Raw genomic sequence first — 19537 nt, 5'->3', positions numbered from 1 at the left:
CACAGCCAACCTACGTAAACCGTCATTCCGGCGCAGGCCGGAATGACGGTGGTGGGGTGGCGCTTGACTTGGAGGTCGCCCCAGGGATTCATGCAACTCGCCCACCCGCAGGAGCCCGCCATGTTCGACCTCCCCACCCTCGCCACCTTCATCGCCGTCGTGCTCGGCCTGTTCCTGATCCCCGGCCCCGCCGTGCTGCTGGTGCTGAGCCGCACCATCCAGGGTGGCCGCAGGACTGGCGTGCTCACCGGCCTTGGCATTGCGGCGGGCGACTTCGGCCACACGCTGTTCGCGGCCGTAGGGCTGTCGGCGGTGCTGATGACTTCGGCGCTGGCGTTCAACGCGGTGAAGTACGTCGGCGCGGCTTATCTGATCTACCTGGGCATCCGCGCCATCCTGGCCAGGCCGCAGAACCCCGCCCTGCCCGCCGTCGCGCCGATCACGCCCGTCAAGGCCTTTCTGCAGGCGATTCCGGCCGAGCTGCTCAATCCGAAGACCGCGCTGTTCTTCCTCGCCTTCATGCCGCAGTTCGTGCACCCGGAACGCGGTTCGAGCTTCGTGCAGTTCGCCGTGCTCGGCCTGATCTTCGTCGTGCTCAGCTCGCTCTATACGAGCCTGCTGGCGCTGTCGATCAAGCCGCTGGGCCGGTTGCTCGGGCGGCTGTCCTGGCTGGCGCGCTGGCAGGGCAAGATCGTCGGCGTCATTTTCATTTCGCTCGGCTTGCGGGTGGCGACGCAGCAACGTTGAGGGCCGGCTCAGCGGCATTCCAGCCACCGCCCAGCGCACGGAACACCGACACCGCCGCGCGCGCCTCGTCCGCATGGATGCGCGCGAGGCTGTCGCGCGCATCCAGCAGTTGGCGATCCTCATCCAGCACTTCGACCAGGCTGACCGCGCCGCCGGTGTAGGCGTCCTTCGCCGCATCGCGTGCGCGCACATGCGCATCGACCTCGCGGTCTAGCACGCCGTGCCGCGCTTCGAGCTGCACCAGGTTGACGATGGCGTCCTCGACGTCCTCGGTCGCCCGCAGCATCGAGCCCCGATACACGGCCATCGCCTCCGCATGCGCACCCTTGGCTGCGTTCACTTCCGCATCGACGCGGCCGAAATCGAACAAACGCCAATGCAGCCCCAGCGCACCGCTGGACTGGACCGCGGAACCGTTGAACAGCTTCCCCGGCACCAGCGAGCTGACGCCCAGCAGCGCCGACAGCGAGAACGACGGGTAGTACTGCGCCACCGCGGCGCCGATCCGTGCATTGCTTGCCGCCAGATGACGCTCGGCAGCGATCACATCGGGCCGGCGGCGCAGCAGCGAAGCGGGACCTTCAGCCGTGTCGATCGACGGCACCGCGAACGGCACATGCTCGGGCTGGACCTCCTGCGCATAAGTGCCGGGCGCCGCACCCATCAGCACGTCCAGCCGGTTCAATTGCGTTTCCAGCTCGATGTTCAGCGGCGGCAGCGTGGCCTGCGCCTGCAGCACCAGCGCCTCGGCCTGCGCGGTTTCGCGCGCGGTGCCCAGGCCGTGCTGCTGGCGCAGTTGCACCAGCTCGAGCAGGCCTTGCTCGTTGCGGATCTGGTCCTGCGCGATGGCGATGCGCACCTGCGCACCACGCACGCGGAAGTAGGCATCCGCCGCCTCGGCCGCCAGCGACACGCGCACGCCGGCGTGGCTGGCCTCGGCCGCCTGGTATTCCGCATCCGCCGCTTCGGCTTCGCGGCGCAGGCCGCCGGCAAGGTCCAGCTCCCAGCTTGCCCCGGCACCGACTTCCTCCAGCGTGTGATTGCGCTCGTAACCCGGCAGCGCACTTGCCACCTTGCCCAGCGGATCGAGTTTGGACTGCCGCGCGCGCGCGGCGCTGCCGTCCAGCGAGCCTTGCGGCAGGCGCTCGGCCTGGGCGTGGCGTGCGGCGGCGCGTGCCTGTTCGACACGCGCGGCGGAGGCGGCCAGGTCGAGGTTCTGCGCCATCACGCGCTCCACGATGCGTACCAGTTCGGGATCGCCGAAGCCGGTCCACCAGCTGTCCAGCGCCGGCGTTGCGGCCTTGGCGGGCGACATCAGGTCGCCGCGTGCATGGAACGCGCCGGCGGCGGGCAGCGCAGGTTTCACGTAATCGGGACCGACGGTGCAACCGGCCAGGCCCAGAACCAGCAGTGAGGAAAGAAGTTTAGTGCGCATCGGCGGAAGGTCCGGTAGGAGGCTGCACTTTGCGCATCAACGGGACCATCACCGTCGCGACGGCAAAGCACAACATGATGCAGAAGAAAGCGTCGGCGTAGGTCAGCGTCTGCGCCTCGCGGAAGGTCAGCAGCCACAACTGTTTCAAGGCTGCGCTGGAGGCTTCGGTCGCGCCGGACAGGTCGCTCCAGCTGCTGTTCATCGCTTCGTTGACCGGTGTCAGCCGCTCGGCCAGGCGGAAGAAATGCAGGTTGGTGCGGTCGTTGAGAATGGTGGCGCAGCCGGCGATGCCCATCGCACCGCCCAGGTTGCGCATCAGGTTGAACAGGCCCGAGGCGTACTTCAGCCGCGCCGGCGCCAGGCCACCGAGGGTGAGCGTTACCGTCGGCGGCACCGCCATCTGCTGCCCGATGCCGCGCAAGGCCTGCGGCAGCAGCAGCTCGGTGCTGCTCCAGTCGTGGGTGATCGGTATGAACTCGATCATCGAGGCGGTGAACAAGGCCAGGCCCAGCATCAGCAGCCAGCGCAGGTCCACGCGGTTGGCAAGGAAGGCATACAGCGGAATGCTGAGTATCTGGAACACCCCGGTGGAGAACACCGCCTTGCCGATCTGGAACGCGCTATAGCCTTCCACCCGTCCCAGGAACAGCGGCGTGAGATAGATGGTGGCGAACAGGCCGATGCCGGTGACGAAGGAAAAGAAACAGCCCAGCGCGAAGTTGCGGTCCTTCAAGGCGCGCAGGTCGACCACCGGATGTTGCGCGGTCAGGCCGCGCCACACGAACAGCACGCCGGCGACCAGGCTGACCCAGGCGGTGGTGCGGATGGTGTCGTCTTCCAGCCAGTTCCAGCGCGGGCCTTCTTCCAGCGTGTATTCGAGACAGCCCAGGAAGATGGCAATCAGCGCCATACCGGCCCAGTCGCCCGACTTCAGCAAGGACAGGTCCGGCTCGTCGATCTTCACCAGCAAGGGCACCGCGATGGCGACGAACACGCCCGGCACCAGGTTGATGAAGAACAGCCAATGCCAGGAATAGTGGTCGGTGATCCAGCCGCCCAGGGTCGGCCCCAGCGTGGGCGCCAGCGAGGCGATGGCGCCGATGGTGGCGGCAGCGATCACGCGCTGCTTGCCTTCGAAGAACACGAAGGCCGTGGTGAACACGGTGGGGATCATCGAGCCGCCGAGGAAACCCTGCGCGGCGCGGAACACGATCATGCTCTGGATATCCCAGGCCGCGCCGCACAACAGGCTGGTGATGGTGAAACCGGCCGCCGAGGCAGCGAACAGCCAGCGCGTGGAGAACACCCGCGACAGCCAGCCGGACAGCGGAATCACCACAATCTCGGCGATCAGGTACGCGGTCTGGATCCATGCCACATCGTCCGCACCCGCCGACAGGCCGCCGCCGATATCGCGCAACGAGGCCGATACGATCTGGATATCCAGCAGCGCGATAAACATCCCCAGGCACATGCTGGCGAAGGCGAATATCTTCTGCCCCTGGCTGAGGTGGGCGAGCGGGCTCATGGCGCTTTGGTATCGATGCGGGCGGTGACCGACAGGCCCGGACGCAGCACGCCGAGGTCGCCGTCCGTGCCATGGAGTTCGACCCGCACCGGCACGCGCTGCACGATCTTGGTGAAGTTGCCGGTGGCGTTCTCCGGCGGCAGCACGCTGAACTGCGCACCCGTGGCAGGCGCGAGGCTGGCGACGTGGCCCTGGAACACACGGCCCGGCATCACGTCCGCGCGCACTTCCACCGCCTGGCCGACGTGCATGCGCTTGAGCTGGTCCTCCTTGAAGTTGGCATCCACCCACAGGCCGCGTGCCGGCACCACCGCCAACAGCGGGTTGCCCGACGCGGCATAGGTGCCGACGCGTGCGCGGCGGTTGCCAACCACGCCATCCACCGGCGCGCGCAATTCGGTATAGCCCAGATTGAGCTGCGCCAGCTCGGCCTCCGCCCTGGCCTGCATCAGCGCCGCCTCGACCTGGTGCTTCTGCGTGTCGATCACCTCGAGCTGGCGCTGCGCCGCCTGCACGGCCGCAGCGGCGCGCTGGGTGGTGGCGGCGGCGGTGGCGAACGTGGCTTCGGCGCGCTGCGCGCTTTCCACCGACACCGCGGCGCGGCCGGCCAGTTCGCGATAGCGCGCATCGTCCAGCTTCGAACGCCGGGACTCGGCATTGGCGGCGGCGAGCGCCGCCTGGGCCTGGGCGATCACACTCTCCTGCAGATGCTTCTGCGCATCCAGATTGCCCAGCGCGGCTTGCTGCGCGGCGATCGCGGCCTGCGCCCTGGCGACGGCGGCGCGGTAGTCGCGGTCGTCGATCTTCACCAGCAGGTCGCCCTGGTGCACGGACTGGTTGTCGGTCACCGCCACGGCTTGCACGTAGCCCGGCACCTTGGCGCCGATCACGGTGGTGTCGCCGCCGACATAGGCGTCGTCGGTGTCCTCGACAAAGCGGCCGGCGGTCCACCAGTGGATGCCGTAGAACGCCAGGCCGGCCGCGAGCACGGCGCCGGCCAGCGGCTTGAGGATGTTCAGGCGCGGCCTTGGCGCGACCTGCTCGGGAATGGCGGACATCGCAGGAATCTCCACAACGCCAGCGGGTATGCGGCGAGTGGCGCTAGTTGTATGCCGAAGCCGTTTCGGCTTAAATGTCGCTGATGCCACCTTTTATGCCATGCGGGAGGTCCGCCATGCAGCGCGTCGGCTTCATCCTCTATCCCGGCTTCCAGATCATGACCCTGGCCGCGGCCTCGGTATTCGAATTCGCCAACCTCACGCTGCAGCGGAGCAACTACCAGATCCACCTGCTTTCCGCCGGCGGCGGCCCGGTGCGCAACACGCTGGGCATGGACGTGCAGACCGAGGCGATCGACGCACACGCCTTCGACACCTTGCTGATCGGCGGCGGCGTCGGCGTACCGGCAGCGCCGCCGCTGCTGGTCGAAGCGATCCGCACCGCCGCGCAGACCACGCGCCGCGTCGCCGCGATCTGCACCGGCGCCTTCGTGCTGGCGCAGTCCGGCCTGCTCGATGGCCGTCGCGCCACCACCCACTGGACGTACGCGCGGCAGCTGAAACTGCGCTACCCCAAGGTCAGCGTGGAGGAAGACCGCATCTTCATCATCGACGGCGATATCTGGACGTCCGCCGGCATGACCGCGGGCATCGACCTCGCCCTGGCGATGGTCGAGAAAGACCTGGGCATCGAGGTGGCGCGCAAGGTCGCGCAGAAACTGGTGGTCTATCATCGCCGCGCCGGCGGCCAGTCGCAGTTCTCCGCGCTGCTTGAATTGGAACCGAAATCCGACCGCATCCAGAACGCGCTCACCTATGCCAAGAGCCATCTGAGTTCGACCCTGTCCGTCGAGGAACTGGCCGCTGCCGCCAGCCTGAGCCCACGCCAGTTCAGCCGTGCGTTCACCGCGGAAACCGGTCAGTCGCCGGCCAAGGCGGTGGAACATCTGCGCGTGGAAGCGGCACGGCTGATGATGGAGCAGACGCGCCATCCGATCGAAGTGATCGCGCGCGAAGTCGGCTTCGCCGATCGCGAGCGCATGCGCCGGGCCTTCCTGCGCGCGTTCGGCCAATCGCCGCAGGCGATGCGGAGGCAGGTGGCCGGGCAGGAAGCCGATCTGCTGGACAGTGAGACCCCGCAAGCCGCTTGACTGCCCACGGCATGGCGACGCCTACACCCTCTGGCCGATGACGACGCGGCGGACAACGCCACCTTGCGCGAGTAGATTCCGGGGGACGCATGGCCACACAGGGAGCGCTGCCATGAGTCAGGAAAAAGTGATCTGGGTTGTCAACTACAACCGGCTCGAGGATTTCCTCCAGCAATGCGTGGCGGTGGGTGCAACCTCCGTCGCCATCCGCACCGACAACGACTTGCGCAAGGCCATTCCCATCGCACACCAGGCCCAGCTGAAGGTGTACGGCTGGCGCTGGCCGTCATCGCTGCACGATCCGGCGATGAACGAAGCGGCCAAGGTGAAGGCGCTGTTCGACCAGGGCCTGGACGGCTATTTCGTCGATCCTGAAATGAGCGAACAGGACAATATCGACTGGGACAGGAACGGCCTGGCCGACCTGGCCGAAGAGTTTTGTTCCACCATTGCCCGTGCCGCCAACGGGAAGCCGTTCGGCGTGACTTCGCATTACCTGGCCAGGCGCGCGGAACCGAAACTGCCCTGGGCCTCGTTCTTCAAATACGCCACCGTGCTGCTGCCGCAGGCGTATTGGCGTTCGACCGAAGGCGTGATCGGGCACGGCATACCGGCGGACAACTATGCGGTGGCGATTGCCGCATGGACTGCCGCTGGCGGCGATCCGGCCAGGATCGTGCCGATGGCCGGCGAGCTGGGGGTGTCGACGGCGGCGGAAATTGCGCAGTACGTCAAGGCGGCGGGCACGGCGGCGGCGCTGCATTTCTATGCGTATGAGCCGAAGATCCGGGCGGATGTATGGGCCGCCGTGGCGAAAGCCTGACCGTAGGTTGGGGTGAGCACAGCGAACCCCAACCCCAACGCCAACGCCAACGCCACGTTGGGGTTCGCTGCGCTCACCCCAACCTACGCCGACGCTTTAAACGACAGGCCTGGCTAGCGCATCCTAGGAGCACTTCCGAACGGATAAGTCACCGTGCAGCTCAAGCGCTACCCCGTCGCCCTGTACCTCGTTCTCGTCATCCTGCTCAGCACCCCCTACTACACCCTGCTCGCCCGCAGCGGCTCGATGGACATGGGCCGCGGCTTCGTCGTCCATTCGCTGATGTGGGCCCCGGGTATCGCGGGCCTGCTGTCCGCCTGGCTGCTGCACCGCTCGGTGGCCATGCTCGGTCTCGGCTGGGGCCGCACGCGCTACGTGGCCGCCGGCTACCTGCTGCCGATCCTCTATAGCCTGCTCGCCTATATCCCGCTATGGCTCAGCGGCCTGGCGCCGGCGGCTTTCGGCGAGTTCGCGCGCGACTGCGCCACGCGCCTGCACTGGCAGGACGGCGGCCTGCTCGCCCCCGCCGCACTGCAGATTTTCCTTACCCTGACCTTCGGCGCGATCCAGAGCGCCGCCTCCGCTGCGGGCGAGGAGATCGGCTGGCGCGGCTACCTGGTGCCGGCGCTGCGCGCCAAGTACGGCATGAACACGACGGTGCTGTTGAGCGGGCTGATCTGGGCCGCCTGGCATATGCCGGTGATCTTCTTCGCTGACTATCACAGCGCGGCGCCGCAGGCTTATGCGATCGCTTGCTTCACCTTGATGGTGCTGACCACCGGCGGCATCGCCGCGTGGCTGCGCCTGCGTTCGGGCTCGGTATGGCCGGCGATCGCACTGCATGCGGTGCATAACGCCTTTATCCAGTGGCTGCTCGATCCGTTGACCGACACGCGCGGCAATGGCGCCTGGTATGCCGGCGAATTCGGCGTGGCGCTGGTGCTCGGCTCGGTCGTGGTTGCAGCGGTGCTGTTCAGCCGCTCGCCAAGCCCTACATCACCCGCCCTTCCTTGACGTACTCGCGCTTGATCGCTTCCTCCAGGCAGCGCAGGTCGACTTCGCGCGTCTGCTTGGCCAGTGCCTCGATCGCGCAGAAGTGCGTGACGTTGAGGATATTGGCGCCGGTCAACTCGTGCCGCGCGGCGATCTGCCGCCAGTCGACATCGCCGGCCAGGGCGATCTGCTCGGGGAAGGTGCGGCGCCAGATCTCGTAGCGTTCTTCCTGCTGCGGCATCGGGAACGGGATGATCGCCTGCAGGCGGCGCACGAAGGCGTCGTCGATATTGGCGCGCTGGTTGGACGCAAGAATGACCAGGCCGTTATAGCCCTCGATCCGCTGCAGCAGGTAGGCCACTTCCTGGTTGGCGTATTTGTCGTGCGCGTCGCGCACGTCGGTGCGCTTGGAAAACAGCGCGTCGGCCTCGTCGAAGAACAGGATCCAGTTCTTGTTCTCCGCCTTGTCGAACAGCCGCGACAGATTCTTCTCCGTCTCGCCGATGTACTTGGACACCACCCGCGACAGGTCCACGCGAAACACGTCCTTGCCGGTATGCTTGCCCAGCAGCATTGCCGTCAGCGTCTTGCCGGTGCCCGGCGGGCCGTAGAACAGCGCGCGGTAGCCGGGCTTGACGCGCTTGCGCATGCCCCAGTCGTCCATCAGCGTGTCGTTGTGCTTGACCCAGTGTTCGATCTCGCGGATCTGCGCGCGGGTCAGCGGGTTGAGCACGAGGTCGTCCCAGTCCATTGCCGTTTCGATGTGCTCGGCGGGGAAATCCATGCTGAAGGCGGGGCGGCCGATCTTGCCGGTGACCAGTTCCTCGATGATCTCCGGGTTGACGATGAGGCGGCCGCTCATGAGAGGCTCGCCTTCGCGCACGCTTTCAAGCCAGAGAATGCGATCGCGCGCGAACCAATGATCGGCCAGAAACATCCCCTCGATATCGAAGCGCCGCGACATGTTCATGCCGGAGAAAAAGAACTGGGCAGTCTCGCCGGTCGGCAGCATGGCCCGGTGCCCAGCCGCCCTCACGCCCCCTAGTTCCGGCAGTTCGCCTCCTTCCGGGCGGACTTCGGCTATGACCGTATCGAGCAGATGGGGGCAGATATGCGGGGAAAGCGCCAGCATAAGGATGCCGAACTCTTCCCCGGATGGCTGATGGCGACGCAGCAGGTGCGCCAGCCAGGACCCGTCCTCGTAATAATCGAACGCCCCCAGGTCGGTCTCGACAAGCTGGCCAGCCCTTGCCGTCAGGCGCTGCCGTGCGATCTGGGCCAACCATGCCGCGGCCCGTTCCAGATTGGCTGAATCGAAGCTCATGCGAACCACTCCTAAGTGAAGCTAAAGCGCTGCAGTGCATCCTCGCCCACGGCTTCGTCGCGGCGATTCCGCCGACAGATCGATTGCCAACGCGGCGACAGCTCGCGCGCCAGTGCGACAGCGCGCCCGAACAGACGTGGAATCTTCGCCGGCATCTCGGCGGGCGAAACACTCACGTTGTCCCGGACCCGCAGGGTGCCTTCCCGTGCATCGAACTCGACGGCGCCGAACCGCAGGCCGCAACCGCTGCGCGCCGCGAACGTGGCGGCCTCTTGGAGTCCCGCCGCCCCGCAACGACGTGGCAGGGTGAGGTAGAGCAGCACGTCGGCATGCTCGGCATCCACGACCAGGAAAACGCCGCTGATATCGGCGTCCTGGGGTAGCGGCGCCTGGTAGACGATGGTGTCGCCCACTGCGACGACCTCGCCTTCGAAGCCCAGGCTTAGCGAGAGGCCACGAAACACCTCGATAGCCGCCGACTGGTACTCGTTCAAATCCGCCTCGATCATGATCCCACCACCGTATAGGTCACATTAATCGGTACGGCCTCGCGGTTACTCACCGTCAGCGGTACCGGCCCGGGAATGCCGTAGTTGTTGGTCATGGATTGGATGTGCGATTCCAGACTGGTCACGCGCAGCTGACCGGTCGGCTCGTACATCGCCGGCGCCGCGTCGATGTTTTCCTGGAGGCTCGAATTCACGCGCGTATCGCCGACCCAGAGGTTCTCGACCTCGTTGTGGAACTTGGCAAGCAATGACTGCGCAGCTGGCTTGATCGCTTCTTTATCAGCGGACGCGGGAGCGCTGCCTCGCCCGGCCAGAGCCTCGCCGGCCGTCTTGACTGTCTTGTGCGGCTTAATCAGCGCTTGCTCGTAGTGAGCTTTCATGTCGTACGACGAAAGCACATGCCGACGCGCCCAGGTTTTGCCCACATTGAACGTTCCGTCCGTGTTGAAGATACCAGTGGGCGCCGATTTCACCGCTCCGGTTTGTGCCGGTGCCGCGACATGACGCTTCATGATCTCGACCTTGACGTCGTACTCCTTCGTAGTGATCCAGCGCGGCCTGGTCAACGAAAGGCTATCGAGCCCTTCGTCGTCGGACGGCGTCACGGTCAGCTTCTGGCCTTCTGTTTCTGGGCTCGCGGCGGCCGTGAAGTGGATCGTCTCCGATCCTTGCACCTTCGAGTCGACAACCAGATTGAGCGCCGACAGCTTATAGCGCGATTTGATCGGAGCCAGCTTATGGCGCGTATCCGCTTCGTCGAAATGCTCTCTGGATACCAGCCCCTCAGCCTCCGCGATGGCTGAGCGCTTGTCCTTCTCCTTCTGCTCATCGCTCCGGTCATCCGGCTTGTCCTTACTTGAAAACAAGCTGGCAAACGCCGACTTCGCTTTGTTCACCACCCACGTCACCGCCGCGCCGATCGCCGCATCCACCTTGGCGCGCACCTTCTGCACCACTTCCATGATCTTGTCGGTGACCTTGCTCAAGCCCAGGAAGCCGGCCAGGAAGCTGATCGACAGCGACAGCAGGCCGGCCAGGATGCTTTCCACCCGCTTGGCCGCGCCGCCGATATTGCCCGCCGCGATGGTGACGATGGAATCGATGAACGCCGTGACCACCTGGATGATCTTGGTCAGCTTCTGCACGAAAACCATCACCGTGTCGTAGATCGAGAGGATCGCGGGAATGAAGCCGGCACCCGGGATGAACATGCCGATCAGCTTCGGGATCGCCTTGGTGATGATGGTGTTGGTGACGAAGGACACGATGCCGCTGATCACCTGGTCCTTGAGGTCGCTGAGCTTCTCCTTGATCAGTTCCCACACCGCGCCGACGCCGCCGGTGAGCAGCGCCTTCACCACGTCGAAGGCCAGTTCCAGGCCTTGCATGATGCGCTCGCCGTTGGGCCCCAGCGCCGCGACGATCTTGCCGCGGATCTGCGCCCAGGTGATGCCGAGCACGCTCATGGCCATCTTGCCCAGTTCCGGCAGCGTGGCCGCCTTCGGGATGTACACGCCCTGCAGCGAACCGGTCAGCCAGTCGATCAGGCCGGCCTTCAGGTGCGTGCCGAAGTTGGCGGCAAAGTTGCTGAAGCCCAGCTTCGCCGCGCTGACCAGGTTGCCCAGGAACGGCATCGGGTTCTGCAGGATGCTCTTCAGCGCCGCGCCGGTCTTCATGACGTAGCCCATCAAGCCGGGCTTGACCACGTCGAAGATGATCTTCAGCAGATCCCAGATCGTGCCCAGGCCCCAGCTGATGAAGTCGCTCGCAATGCTGATGAAGCTGCTGGCGATCTTGCCGAACGCGCCGACCACCGTGAGCACGTCGGTGATGGTCAGCGAGGTCAGCGTCTCGATGATGCGGGCAGGGATCGAGCGCACGATCCCCATCAACCCGCTCAGCGCGGTGTTGAACCAGGCGAACGCGCGTGCGATGGCGTTGCCTTTCTTGATGTTCTCCCAGATCTCCTCTTGCCCGATCAGCTTCATGAAGCCGCCGAGCAGGTTGTCCGCGGTAGGCGGCTTGGCCTCGCCGGTAATCGGATCCGCACCCAGCAGCACGCACAGCAGGTCGTAGCCGCGCGTACCCTGGGCCATCGCGGCCAAGGGTTTCAGGATCGCGTCCTTGATCATCTTCAGCAGTTCCACCGCGGTGGACACGGCGAAATCGATCAGCCGGCCGACCGGTTCGGTGAAGATGCGCTTGGCACGTTCCCACACGCCGCCCAGGTCGAAGATGTCGGTCCAGCTCAACGAATCGAGGAAATCGTCCAGCGCCTGCTTCAAGCCTCCGCCGATATCGCCGAGCTGCTTGAGCTTGGCCTCGACCCAGGTGGCGGCCTTGTTGATCACGCCGTGGTTGTCCAGCGCCTGGGTGATCAGCGAGCCGCCCGGCATCAGCTCGATCAGGCCGCGCAGGATATTGGCGGCGGAGCGGTCGGCCGAGCGCATGTTGATCGGATTGAAGCCGAGCACCAGGGTCAGCAGCCGGTAGCCGGGGATCGCGTAGGCCCAGTCGGCGAACTTGTCCAGCGCGTCCTGGATGCCGAAACGCTGCACCGCTGGCGTGGCCGGCGCGGCGGACACCGCCGGCGCGTGCTCCGCCGGTGCGCGCTGTATCGCATGGCCTTGCTGGATAGTGTGGGTCAGCTCGTGCGCCAGCAGCTGCTTGCCGTCGCTGGTGCCGGGCTGGTACTGGCCGCGCGAGAAGAAAATATGGTTCTGGTAGGTGAAGGCGCGTGCTCTCAGCCGGTTGTTGAGGCCAGCCGACTCGCCGTCGTTATGCACGCGCACCTTGCCGAAGTCCGCACCGAAACGCGGCTCCATATAGCCGCGCACGTCGTTGCCCAGCGGCTGGCCGCCGGTCATCTTGCGGTGGATGGTGGCCTGCACGTTGTCTTCGACCGGCGGAACGCCCGCGCCGGAGGCGCGCTGCAAGTGGTCGCCACCGGAAGCGGCTTCGGCTTTCTGCAGTTTGTCGTCAGGCGCGCGGAAGATCTTTTCTTCCTCGCGGTGCGGGTGCGCGGCCGGCTCTTCCGAGCGCCGGAGGGCGTGGTCCTCGGCGCGTTGGACTTTCGGGTCTTCGGCGCGCTGAACCTGTTTCTGCTCGGCACGCTGGACCTTCAGGTCTTCGGCGCGCTGGACTTGTTTTTGTTCCGCGCGCTGAACCTTCGGGTCTTCGGCGCGTTGGACCTGCTTCTGCTCGGCGCGCTGAACCTTCGGGTCTTCGGCGCGCTGGACCTGTTTCTGCTCGGCGCGCTGAACCTTCGGGTCTTCGGCGCGCTGGACCTGTTTCTGCTCGGCGCGCTGGACCTTCGGGTCTTCGGCGCGCTGGACCTGTTTCTGTTCGGCACGCTGGACCTTCGGGTCTTCAGCGCGCTGAACTTGTTTCTGTTCCGCGCGCTGGACCTTCGACTCTTCAGCCCGTTGAACCTGTTTCTGTTCGGTGCGCTGAACCTTTGGATCTTCGGCGCGCCGGACCTGCTTTTCTTCAGCACGCTGCACGCCCTTCTGCTCGACCCGCTGCACTTTCAGGTCGGCCGCCGGCGCGCGCAGGATCTTTTCCTCCTCGCGGCGCTGCACTTTCTGCTCTTGCGCCTTCTGGACGCCCTCGCCTGCCGGCGCGCGCAAGATCTTCTCCTCCTCGCGCCGCTGCAGCTTGTCCGCCGACTGGCGCTGCGCCATGTCGCCGGGCTGGCGCTGCACCTTGCCCGCAGCGGCCGGATCGGGCATGCGCAACACCTTGTCGGCGGTGCGGTCGGCTTCCTGCTCGAACTTGTCGCCCGGCGCACCTACCGTCATCTTGGCCTGCACGGCCGGAAAGAAATCCCCACCGCCCGTGCGCGCAAAAAACGGGCGCTTCGACGCCTGCGCCGGTGTGGCCGACGCGGTGCTCGAACTCTTTTCGCCAGTCGCCTTGGTCGCCCCCACTCCGTTCCTCCCGCCCGATTGAAAGCCTTCCTGTTCCCTCAGTCCCAACTCGAGAACCTTCTCCCTCCGAGAGAAGGTGGCGGCAGCCGGATGAGGGTACAGGCGGAGTGCAACGCCCCACTCCGCCCGTACCCTCTCCCCAACCCCTCTCTCCCACGGGGACTACCTTCGGGTCGCCGATGGGAGAGGGGCTTTATGCACCGTCAGTACGGCCACTCCACCCACAACATCCGCGGCATCCACGGCAGGCGCACCATGCCGATGCTCCAAGGCAATTGCCCGAGCAGGATGTCCCAGCTCTTCTTTTCCACCTGCAGCAGATCGTCGTCGCCGCGCTTGGACAATTTGCCCGCGCGCACCAGGAAGTTCCCTCGAAAACCATCGAGCGAGGTGTGGCCGATCGCCGGCCAGTGTTCGATCGCCGCATGCAGCAGGCTCTCGGCCTCATGCCGGTCCGCTTCGCTCAATTCCACCGGCGCGCCGGCCAGGGCCGAGGGCGGCAGGCCGCACAGCAGCTTCGGCAGCACCAGCGCATGCTCCGGCGCGCTCGCCTGTCCCGTGGACAGGAAATGCAGCAGCGCCAGCGCGCGGTCGGGCTGCACGATCCGCTCGTCGGCCACGATCTCCAGTCGCTGGAACAGCATGGGCAGGAACGGATGCAGCAGCACCACGCCCGCGCAGTCGACAAAGATGCCTTCGTGCAGGTCGAGAGGTTTCGCGGCGGCGGTGACACGTGCGGTGGACGTGCTGTCCTTGGCCGGTGGCGTATCGGTGACGCTGTCGATGTGCTGCCTGCCCGGCGTGGTGTTCGATGTCATGGCTTGGCGCTCGTCGGCAATCGGATCTGCGTCTTGCTGCTGGAGCGCCTCCGTTTCGTCATGCGCTCCTGCCCGAACGACGATGCTTTCGATCAGCGCGGGCGTGATGACCCCGGGTTCGAGCGCGGCCCATGCATCGAGCAGTTGCCTGGCGCTGAAGCTGCCATGTGCAACCACGCAGGCGAATGCGGCCACCCATGCCGGTTCCGGCATGGCGTCCGGCATGCCAGACGACTGTTTGCGATGCACCGCCGCCGCCACCTCGCGCAGGACCTTGAGCGATGCAGGCGCCAGCCGCTCAAGCAGGCGCTCGAGAAAGCCGCCTGAGAACTGCCGCGCCAACCGCCAGCGCGCCACCGGCAAGGCCAGCGTCGTGAGCAGCGCGGTGCGCATCGGCAGAATCGTCGAGCTGCGCTGGCTGCCGGCTCCGGCCGCAGCCTCGATGCCGGCGCGCTCGATGCTGGCCTGCTCGATGCCAACCTGCCGGATGCTGGCCTGCCCGATGCCAACCCGCCCGATATCAGCCTGCCCGACGTCGGCGTGGACTCCCGCGCCGGCCCAGGCCTCGCTCACCATTGCCTCCAGCGTCCGCCCGTGCGGCAGATGGCACCACCAGGGCAAGGCACCCGTGGTGAGGAAATGGAGCAAGGCCTCCAGCACCGACTGCGCGCCGCTCCATCGCACATCGCCTTCGTCCGCGGCGATGGACGGCTGCGCCGCCGCCTGCGCCTTGCGCGCTTGCACCTGCTCCTCGACTGCCGTCGCCACCGCGGCGACGAAATCCCGCTCGAAGCTCTCCAGCGTAAAGCGCCCGGCATCCACTTCGATCCGCTCGAATTGCCAATGCTCGTCGCCCGGCGCCACGCGCGCGAACGCCTCGTCCAGCGCGGCGGCGAGCGCGCCCTGGCACAACGCGGCGATCCGCTCCTGCACCGCCAGGCCCTCCGACTCGCCGCCGTCGACGGCGAGATCGATGCATTCGCGGCGGATCACATGGCGCCGGGCCTGGTTCATTTACCGCCTCGCCGCGTGGGGGTGCCACGCTTGGTGGCGGCCTTCCTGGCCGTGGTCTTCTTGGCCGTGGTCTTCTTCGCCACGGTATTTTTCAGCTCCGTCTTCTTGACAGCAGTCTTCTTGACAGCGGTCTTCGCCACCGCCGGCTGCACCGTCGCCGCCTTCCTCGCACTGGGCGTCTTGGCGACCAGGGCTGGCGGCCGCACGATGATCGGCGGGCCGCTGATCGAACCGGCGACCTTCACCGTGATCGTCGACGGCACCGAGCAGCCGTTGGCATTGAACACCGTCACGCTGATCAGCTTGGATCCGACCGTATTGAAGGTAGTGACGAACTTCGCTCCATTGCCCATCGCGGGCGTGCCACCTTGCGCCTCCCACACGTAGTTCATGCCGTCCTGCGCCGGCGTCACGTTGACTGAGAACGTGGTCGCCGCGCCGACGTTCGCCGAGCCCGGCCCCTGGAGCTGGATGCCGAACGCCGGTGGCACCGGGCACAGGTTCGCCGGCTTGGGCGTATCGGCGCACTTCTCGATCGACACGCCATCGAACGCCGGCACGCTCAGCGCGCCATCGCCCGACTTGATCGAAGTACCGTTCGGCGAATAGGCAAACGCCATGCTCTGCTTGGCATTGGGCAGCACCCAGGTCGAGTTCAGCTCGATATCGAACTTCAGGCACTGGAAGTATTCGAGCGTCAGCACGCCCATGCGCCCGGGCGACATCGGCTTGTAGCCCAGCGTCAACCACTGCGCCTTGTTCGCCTGGGCCAGGCCGGGGGTGCTGGCGATCAGCCGGTTGATCGCGGCCATCCAGCCATTCACCGTGTTCTGGAACTGCGCACCGGTGAGCTGGTCCTTGCTGGCGACCAGGATCTTGGCGACCTGCGCGCTGAGATCGATCGGCTTGCCGGTGTCGGCCTCGACGGTGAACACCACGCCATCCGCGTTGAAGCTCTGGTAGGCGTTGTCCGGGTTAGTGTCGGGATCGGGAATGAAGAAGCGGAAGTTGCGGTTCAGCGAGGTGCCGCCGCACGGCAGCGTGCAGCATGCGTGGGTGAACTGCGCGCCCACCGCGCAGCCCTTGCTGTCCTGCACCGTCACCGACACCGTGGCGCCGCTGGGCGTGGGGGCGGTGACGATGATCGCACTTGGCGCGGGCTGGCCATTCACTTCGTAGGGCGGCGTACCGCCAGTGATCGAAGCGGTGGCGGTGTAGTTGCCGCCGGCGCAGGTGAAGCTCGGCGCGCCGATGGTCAGCGGCGGCGCCACGGTGAAGCTCTGCATCGGCGTCTCGGCGCCTTCCGCATCGCGCAAGGTCACGCTGTGGTTGCCGACCGTCAGGGACAGCGGTGCGCCGAGCGGCTGATAGGCGCCACCGTCGGCGGCGACATCGTATGGCGGTACGCCGCCCTTGGCGTCGATGCTTACGGAAGCAGTGCCGTTGGGCTCCGTGCACCCGACCGACACGGTAAAGGTCGGCGGCACCTTCGGCAGCACGTACTGGATGGCGGGGCCGGTTCCACTCAGGCGATACGGCAGGAAGAAATCGGCGATCACCGTACCGGCGTCCAGCTCGTCCAGCGCACGGCCGATGATGGCGGCGGCCGGGTCGCCCTCGGAGATCACCCCCACCCCGGATGGCAGCGTCGGCGTGGCCACCGGCGTGCGGCCGGTGAGCCAGTCCACCACCATGTGCAGGTCGTCGTTCTGGATCAGCTTGCGGTTGGCGCTCAGGTTGCCGATCGCGCGCGCCAGGCGCGAGGTGTCGGCGGTCGCGTCGGCGCCCGGTGCGATATTCATCGTACCGGCCACGCCGGTGCCGGCGATATTCATCGCGCGCATCACGCGGGGTGCGGGGCTGCGCTCCACCGGCGTCGCCACGCGGCTTTCGTTCTGGTTCGCCACCTCCAGCGGGAACTGCACCAGCCCGAGCCCTTGCCCGAAGCCGCCGACGAAGTCATTGATCGCGGTATCGCCGTGATAGACCACGATAAAGGTGCCGCCCAGCGGCACGCCGGCCTTGTGCTGGATGCCCGGCTCGCGCTGCAGGAAGCTGGACAGGAACTGCAGCCGCTTGAGTTCACCCACGCGCGTCTGGAACTCGTCGCGCGCCGACTTGATGGCGTCGAGCTTGCAACCCATCAGCACGCCTTCGCACAGGTCGACGAACTCGTCCTGCGGCAGGAAGGCCTGCAGGTCGGCCGGCACCCTGGTCATCAGGTCCGAACGCAGATAGCGGATCAGGGCCATCAGGTCCTGGTACTTGTTCTCGAAGTCCGCGTAGTTCAGCGCGGCCAGCGACGGGTCCAGCGCCTCGGCCAGCTTGCTGAAGTAGTAGATCGCCACCACGTGCGGATACGCGCTCTGGTCCGGCGCCAGCGTGCCGTTGAACAGCGCGCAGTACAGATACAGCATCGCGTAGGAGTTGATCGCGTTCTGGTTGACGTCGATATAGCCCTGGTTCTCGAAGCGCGTCAGGTAATGCTCGTACCAGGCGCCGATGGTGTTGCCGTTGTACGTGAACTGCGGCGCGTACTGGGTCAGCAGCGCCAGCTGCGGGGTGCCGCCGGCGAGCGGCAGGCCGTTGATGGCGGGGATCACGTAGTTGTAGAGCTGCATGATCCCTTCGACCAGCTGCGAACGCAGCTCGCCGCGCAATGTGCCGTACAGCGCATCCAGGTCCTGGAAGCGCGCCTGCTCCTGGCTCAGGTCCACCGGCTGGCTGTCGTCGTAGGCGCCGGTGCGCAGCGCGATCACGTCGATCGGCAGGCGGTACTGCGACTTCATGCTCAGCAGCGAGCGCAGCACGGACTGGTAGTCCTTGCCCAGGTGGCCTTCGATGCGCAGGAAGTCGTGCGAGCCCAGGTCGTAGCGCAAGGGGTCGGTGACGAAGTCCGGCGCGGCCGGCGTATAGAGATCGGAGTTGTAGCCCAGGTTCTGGTTGGCGCGCTTGCGCCGGGTCAGCAGCGGGCTCCACAGCGGATACAGCGGCTGGCTGCCCGGCTGCGCGTAGTAATACGGGATCGCAGTGCCTTCCAGCGCATCGCCACCGCAGCAGCGGCGGCTGGGCGTGACGCGGATCTGCGGATCGAACGGCAGCGACGGATTGGCCTTGGGCAGCTTGGGCTGATCGGTGAAACCGGCGCACATCGCGACCAGGCGCGCGAACAACTGGCGCAGCTGCGCGCCGTCCTCCTCGCAACTGCCCACCGCGGGCGACGGCAGGAAACCCTGGCGATAGCCGTCCGGGTTGGCCGCGCGCTCCGGATGCAGCAGGCCCAGCATCAGGTGCCGCGGAAACAGCCCGTCGTCCGGGCAGCAGGCGCAGATCAGTTCCAGGCCCTTCCAGCGGAACTCGTCGTAGGCGCGCACGAGGTCGTCGAACAGGTCGGCGTAGTACTGCAGGAACTTCACCTGGGTGGTGTCCGTCGGCGCGCTGTCGAGGAAGCCATAAGCCGCCGCGAAGCCGGCGAACGGATCCGTCGCGTAATCGGCGACCAGCAAGGGCCGGAACGCCGCATACGCCGCGCTCAGCGCCTGCCCGGTCGCGCTGGCCAGGTCGCCCTGGCGGATCATGTCGAGGAAGGCGGTGTAGATGTCGTCGCTGCCCACCGGGTTGGAATTGAGCACGTCGAAGCGGCGCGGGCGCAGGTCCGGCAGGCTCAGGCGCGCGGACATCGCGGCGACCAGGTCGCCCTCGCTCAAGCCGCTGCCCAGGCCGTTCGCCGCGGCGATGATGCTGTCCAGGTCGCCGCGCGCGATCAGCAGGCGGCGCACCGTGGCGGTGACCTGCGAGCCCTTGTCGTCGCAGTTGTTCGGGCTGCAGGTGCGCAGGCCTTCCTTCTTCAGCTCCAGGAACAGCAGCACCGCCTTGTCGTCGAGAAAGCCCGACGGGCTGCCCAAGGGCGTGGTGTTCGGCACCCCGTCCTCGAACAGCTCCCACATCGCGAACGGCGCGCCGTCGCTCTTGAAGGAGGGATAGTCGATGTCGGTCGGCAGCGTATACGGGCGATAAGCCGTCAGCGCCAGGTCTTCCGGCTCCACGATCAGGTAGCCCTCGGAGCTGACGCCGCAGCCCTTGGCCAGCGCGATGGCCGAACCGCTGAGCTGGATCGTCAGGCCGCAGGCGATGCCGATGCCGATCAGGTGCGAACGGGTCTGGCGTTGCTGCTGGTCGAGGTAGTCGAAGGCATCGTTCAGATGCCGGCTCATCAATACCTGGTTCGCCTCGAAGACCGGGTAATGGTCAAGCAAGCTCTCCATGAG

12 protein-coding genes are annotated in these 19537 nt (G+C 66.4%); 4 read left to right on the top strand and 8 right to left on the bottom strand.

Annotation, left to right across the window (positions count from 1 at the left end; genetic code table 11):
* The first annotated feature begins 120 nt into the window (after positions 1-120).
* Positions 121-747 carry a LysE family translocator gene (locus AB4083_RS04755; protein WP_441606607.1) on the top strand — a complete coding sequence of 209 codons (627 nt, stop codon included), beginning with the start codon at positions 121-123 and terminating at the stop codon, positions 745-747.
* On the opposite strand, the gene AB4083_RS04750 is transcribed toward AB4083_RS04755, so the two are convergent.
* Genes AB4083_RS04750 through AB4083_RS04740 form a run of 3 tightly spaced genes read right to left on the bottom strand, consistent with a single transcriptional unit; the run spans position 707 to position 4768 of the window.
* The gene (locus AB4083_RS04750) at positions 707-2182 is read right to left on the bottom strand and encodes an efflux transporter outer membrane subunit (protein ID WP_441606606.1); all 1476 of its coding nucleotides are present in this window, start codon (positions 2180-2182) and stop codon (positions 707-709) included. The two genes, AB4083_RS04755 and AB4083_RS04750, sit on opposite strands and share 41 nt — an antisense overlap.
* Positions 2172-3710 carry a DHA2 family efflux MFS transporter permease subunit gene (locus AB4083_RS04745; protein WP_441606605.1) on the bottom strand — a complete coding sequence of 513 codons (1539 nt, stop codon included), beginning with the start codon at positions 3708-3710 and terminating at the stop codon, positions 2172-2174. The genes AB4083_RS04750 and AB4083_RS04745 overlap by 11 nt, the downstream gene beginning before the upstream one ends.
* Positions 3707-4768 (bottom strand): HlyD family secretion protein, encoded by a 1062-nt coding sequence (locus AB4083_RS04740; RefSeq protein ID WP_441606604.1) that lies wholly within the window; start codon positions 4766-4768, stop codon positions 3707-3709. Before AB4083_RS04740 ends, AB4083_RS04745 begins: the two co-directional genes overlap by 4 nt.
* A gap of 116 nt (positions 4769-4884) precedes the next feature.
* Here AB4083_RS04740 and AB4083_RS04735 point away from each other — a divergent pair, with 116 nt between their 5' ends.
* The 3 genes from AB4083_RS04735 to AB4083_RS04725 all read left to right on the top strand — a co-directional run bounded on the left by AB4083_RS04735 (position 4885) and on the right by AB4083_RS04725 (position 7696).
* Positions 4885-5859 (top strand): GlxA family transcriptional regulator, encoded by a 975-nt coding sequence (locus tag AB4083_RS04735; RefSeq protein WP_441606603.1) that lies wholly within the window; start codon positions 4885-4887, stop codon positions 5857-5859.
* Positions 5860-5971: 112 nt separating this feature from the next.
* On the top strand, positions 5972-6682 hold the full coding sequence (locus tag AB4083_RS04730; RefSeq protein ID WP_441606602.1) for a hypothetical protein: 711 nt from the start codon (positions 5972-5974) through the stop codon (positions 6680-6682).
* A gap of 153 nt (positions 6683-6835) precedes the next feature.
* On the top strand, positions 6836-7696 hold the full coding sequence (locus AB4083_RS04725; protein ID WP_441606601.1) for a CPBP family intramembrane glutamic endopeptidase: 861 nt from the start codon (positions 6836-6838) through the stop codon (positions 7694-7696).
* Here the strand turns inward: AB4083_RS04725 and AB4083_RS04720 are convergent.
* The 5 genes from AB4083_RS04720 to AB4083_RS04700 form a co-directional block, all read right to left on the bottom strand.
* On the bottom strand, positions 7674-8999 hold the full coding sequence (locus AB4083_RS04720; protein ID WP_441606600.1) for an ATP-binding protein: 1326 nt from the start codon (positions 8997-8999) through the stop codon (positions 7674-7676). The genes AB4083_RS04725 and AB4083_RS04720 overlap by 23 nt on opposite strands.
* Positions 9000-9010: 11 nt before the next feature.
* Entirely contained in the window at positions 9011-9508 is a 498-nt protein-coding gene (locus AB4083_RS04715) for a hypothetical protein (protein WP_441606599.1), read from the bottom strand.
* Positions 9505-13437 carry an eCIS core domain-containing protein gene (locus AB4083_RS04710; protein WP_441606598.1) on the bottom strand — a complete coding sequence of 1311 codons (3933 nt, stop codon included), beginning with the start codon at positions 13435-13437 and terminating at the stop codon, positions 9505-9507. Before AB4083_RS04710 ends, AB4083_RS04715 begins: the two co-directional genes overlap by 4 nt.
* A 203-nt stretch (positions 13438-13640) precedes the next feature.
* Positions 13641-15269, bottom strand: a complete 1629-nt coding sequence (locus AB4083_RS04705; protein WP_441606597.1) for a contractile injection system tape measure protein — start codon at positions 15267-15269, stop codon at positions 13641-13643.
* A complete protein-coding gene (locus AB4083_RS04700) occupies positions 15266-19534 on the bottom strand; it encodes a hypothetical protein (protein ID WP_441606596.1) in 4269 nt (1422 codons plus the stop codon). The genes AB4083_RS04705 and AB4083_RS04700 overlap by 4 nt, the downstream gene beginning before the upstream one ends.
* Positions 19535-19537: the final 3 nt, after the last annotated feature.

It is taken from the genome of Dyella sp. 2RAB6, assembly GCF_052115385.1.
Taxonomy (GTDB): Bacteria; Pseudomonadota; Gammaproteobacteria; order Xanthomonadales; family Rhodanobacteraceae; genus Dyella_D.
This window is presented reverse-complemented; position numbering and strand designations above follow the sequence as displayed.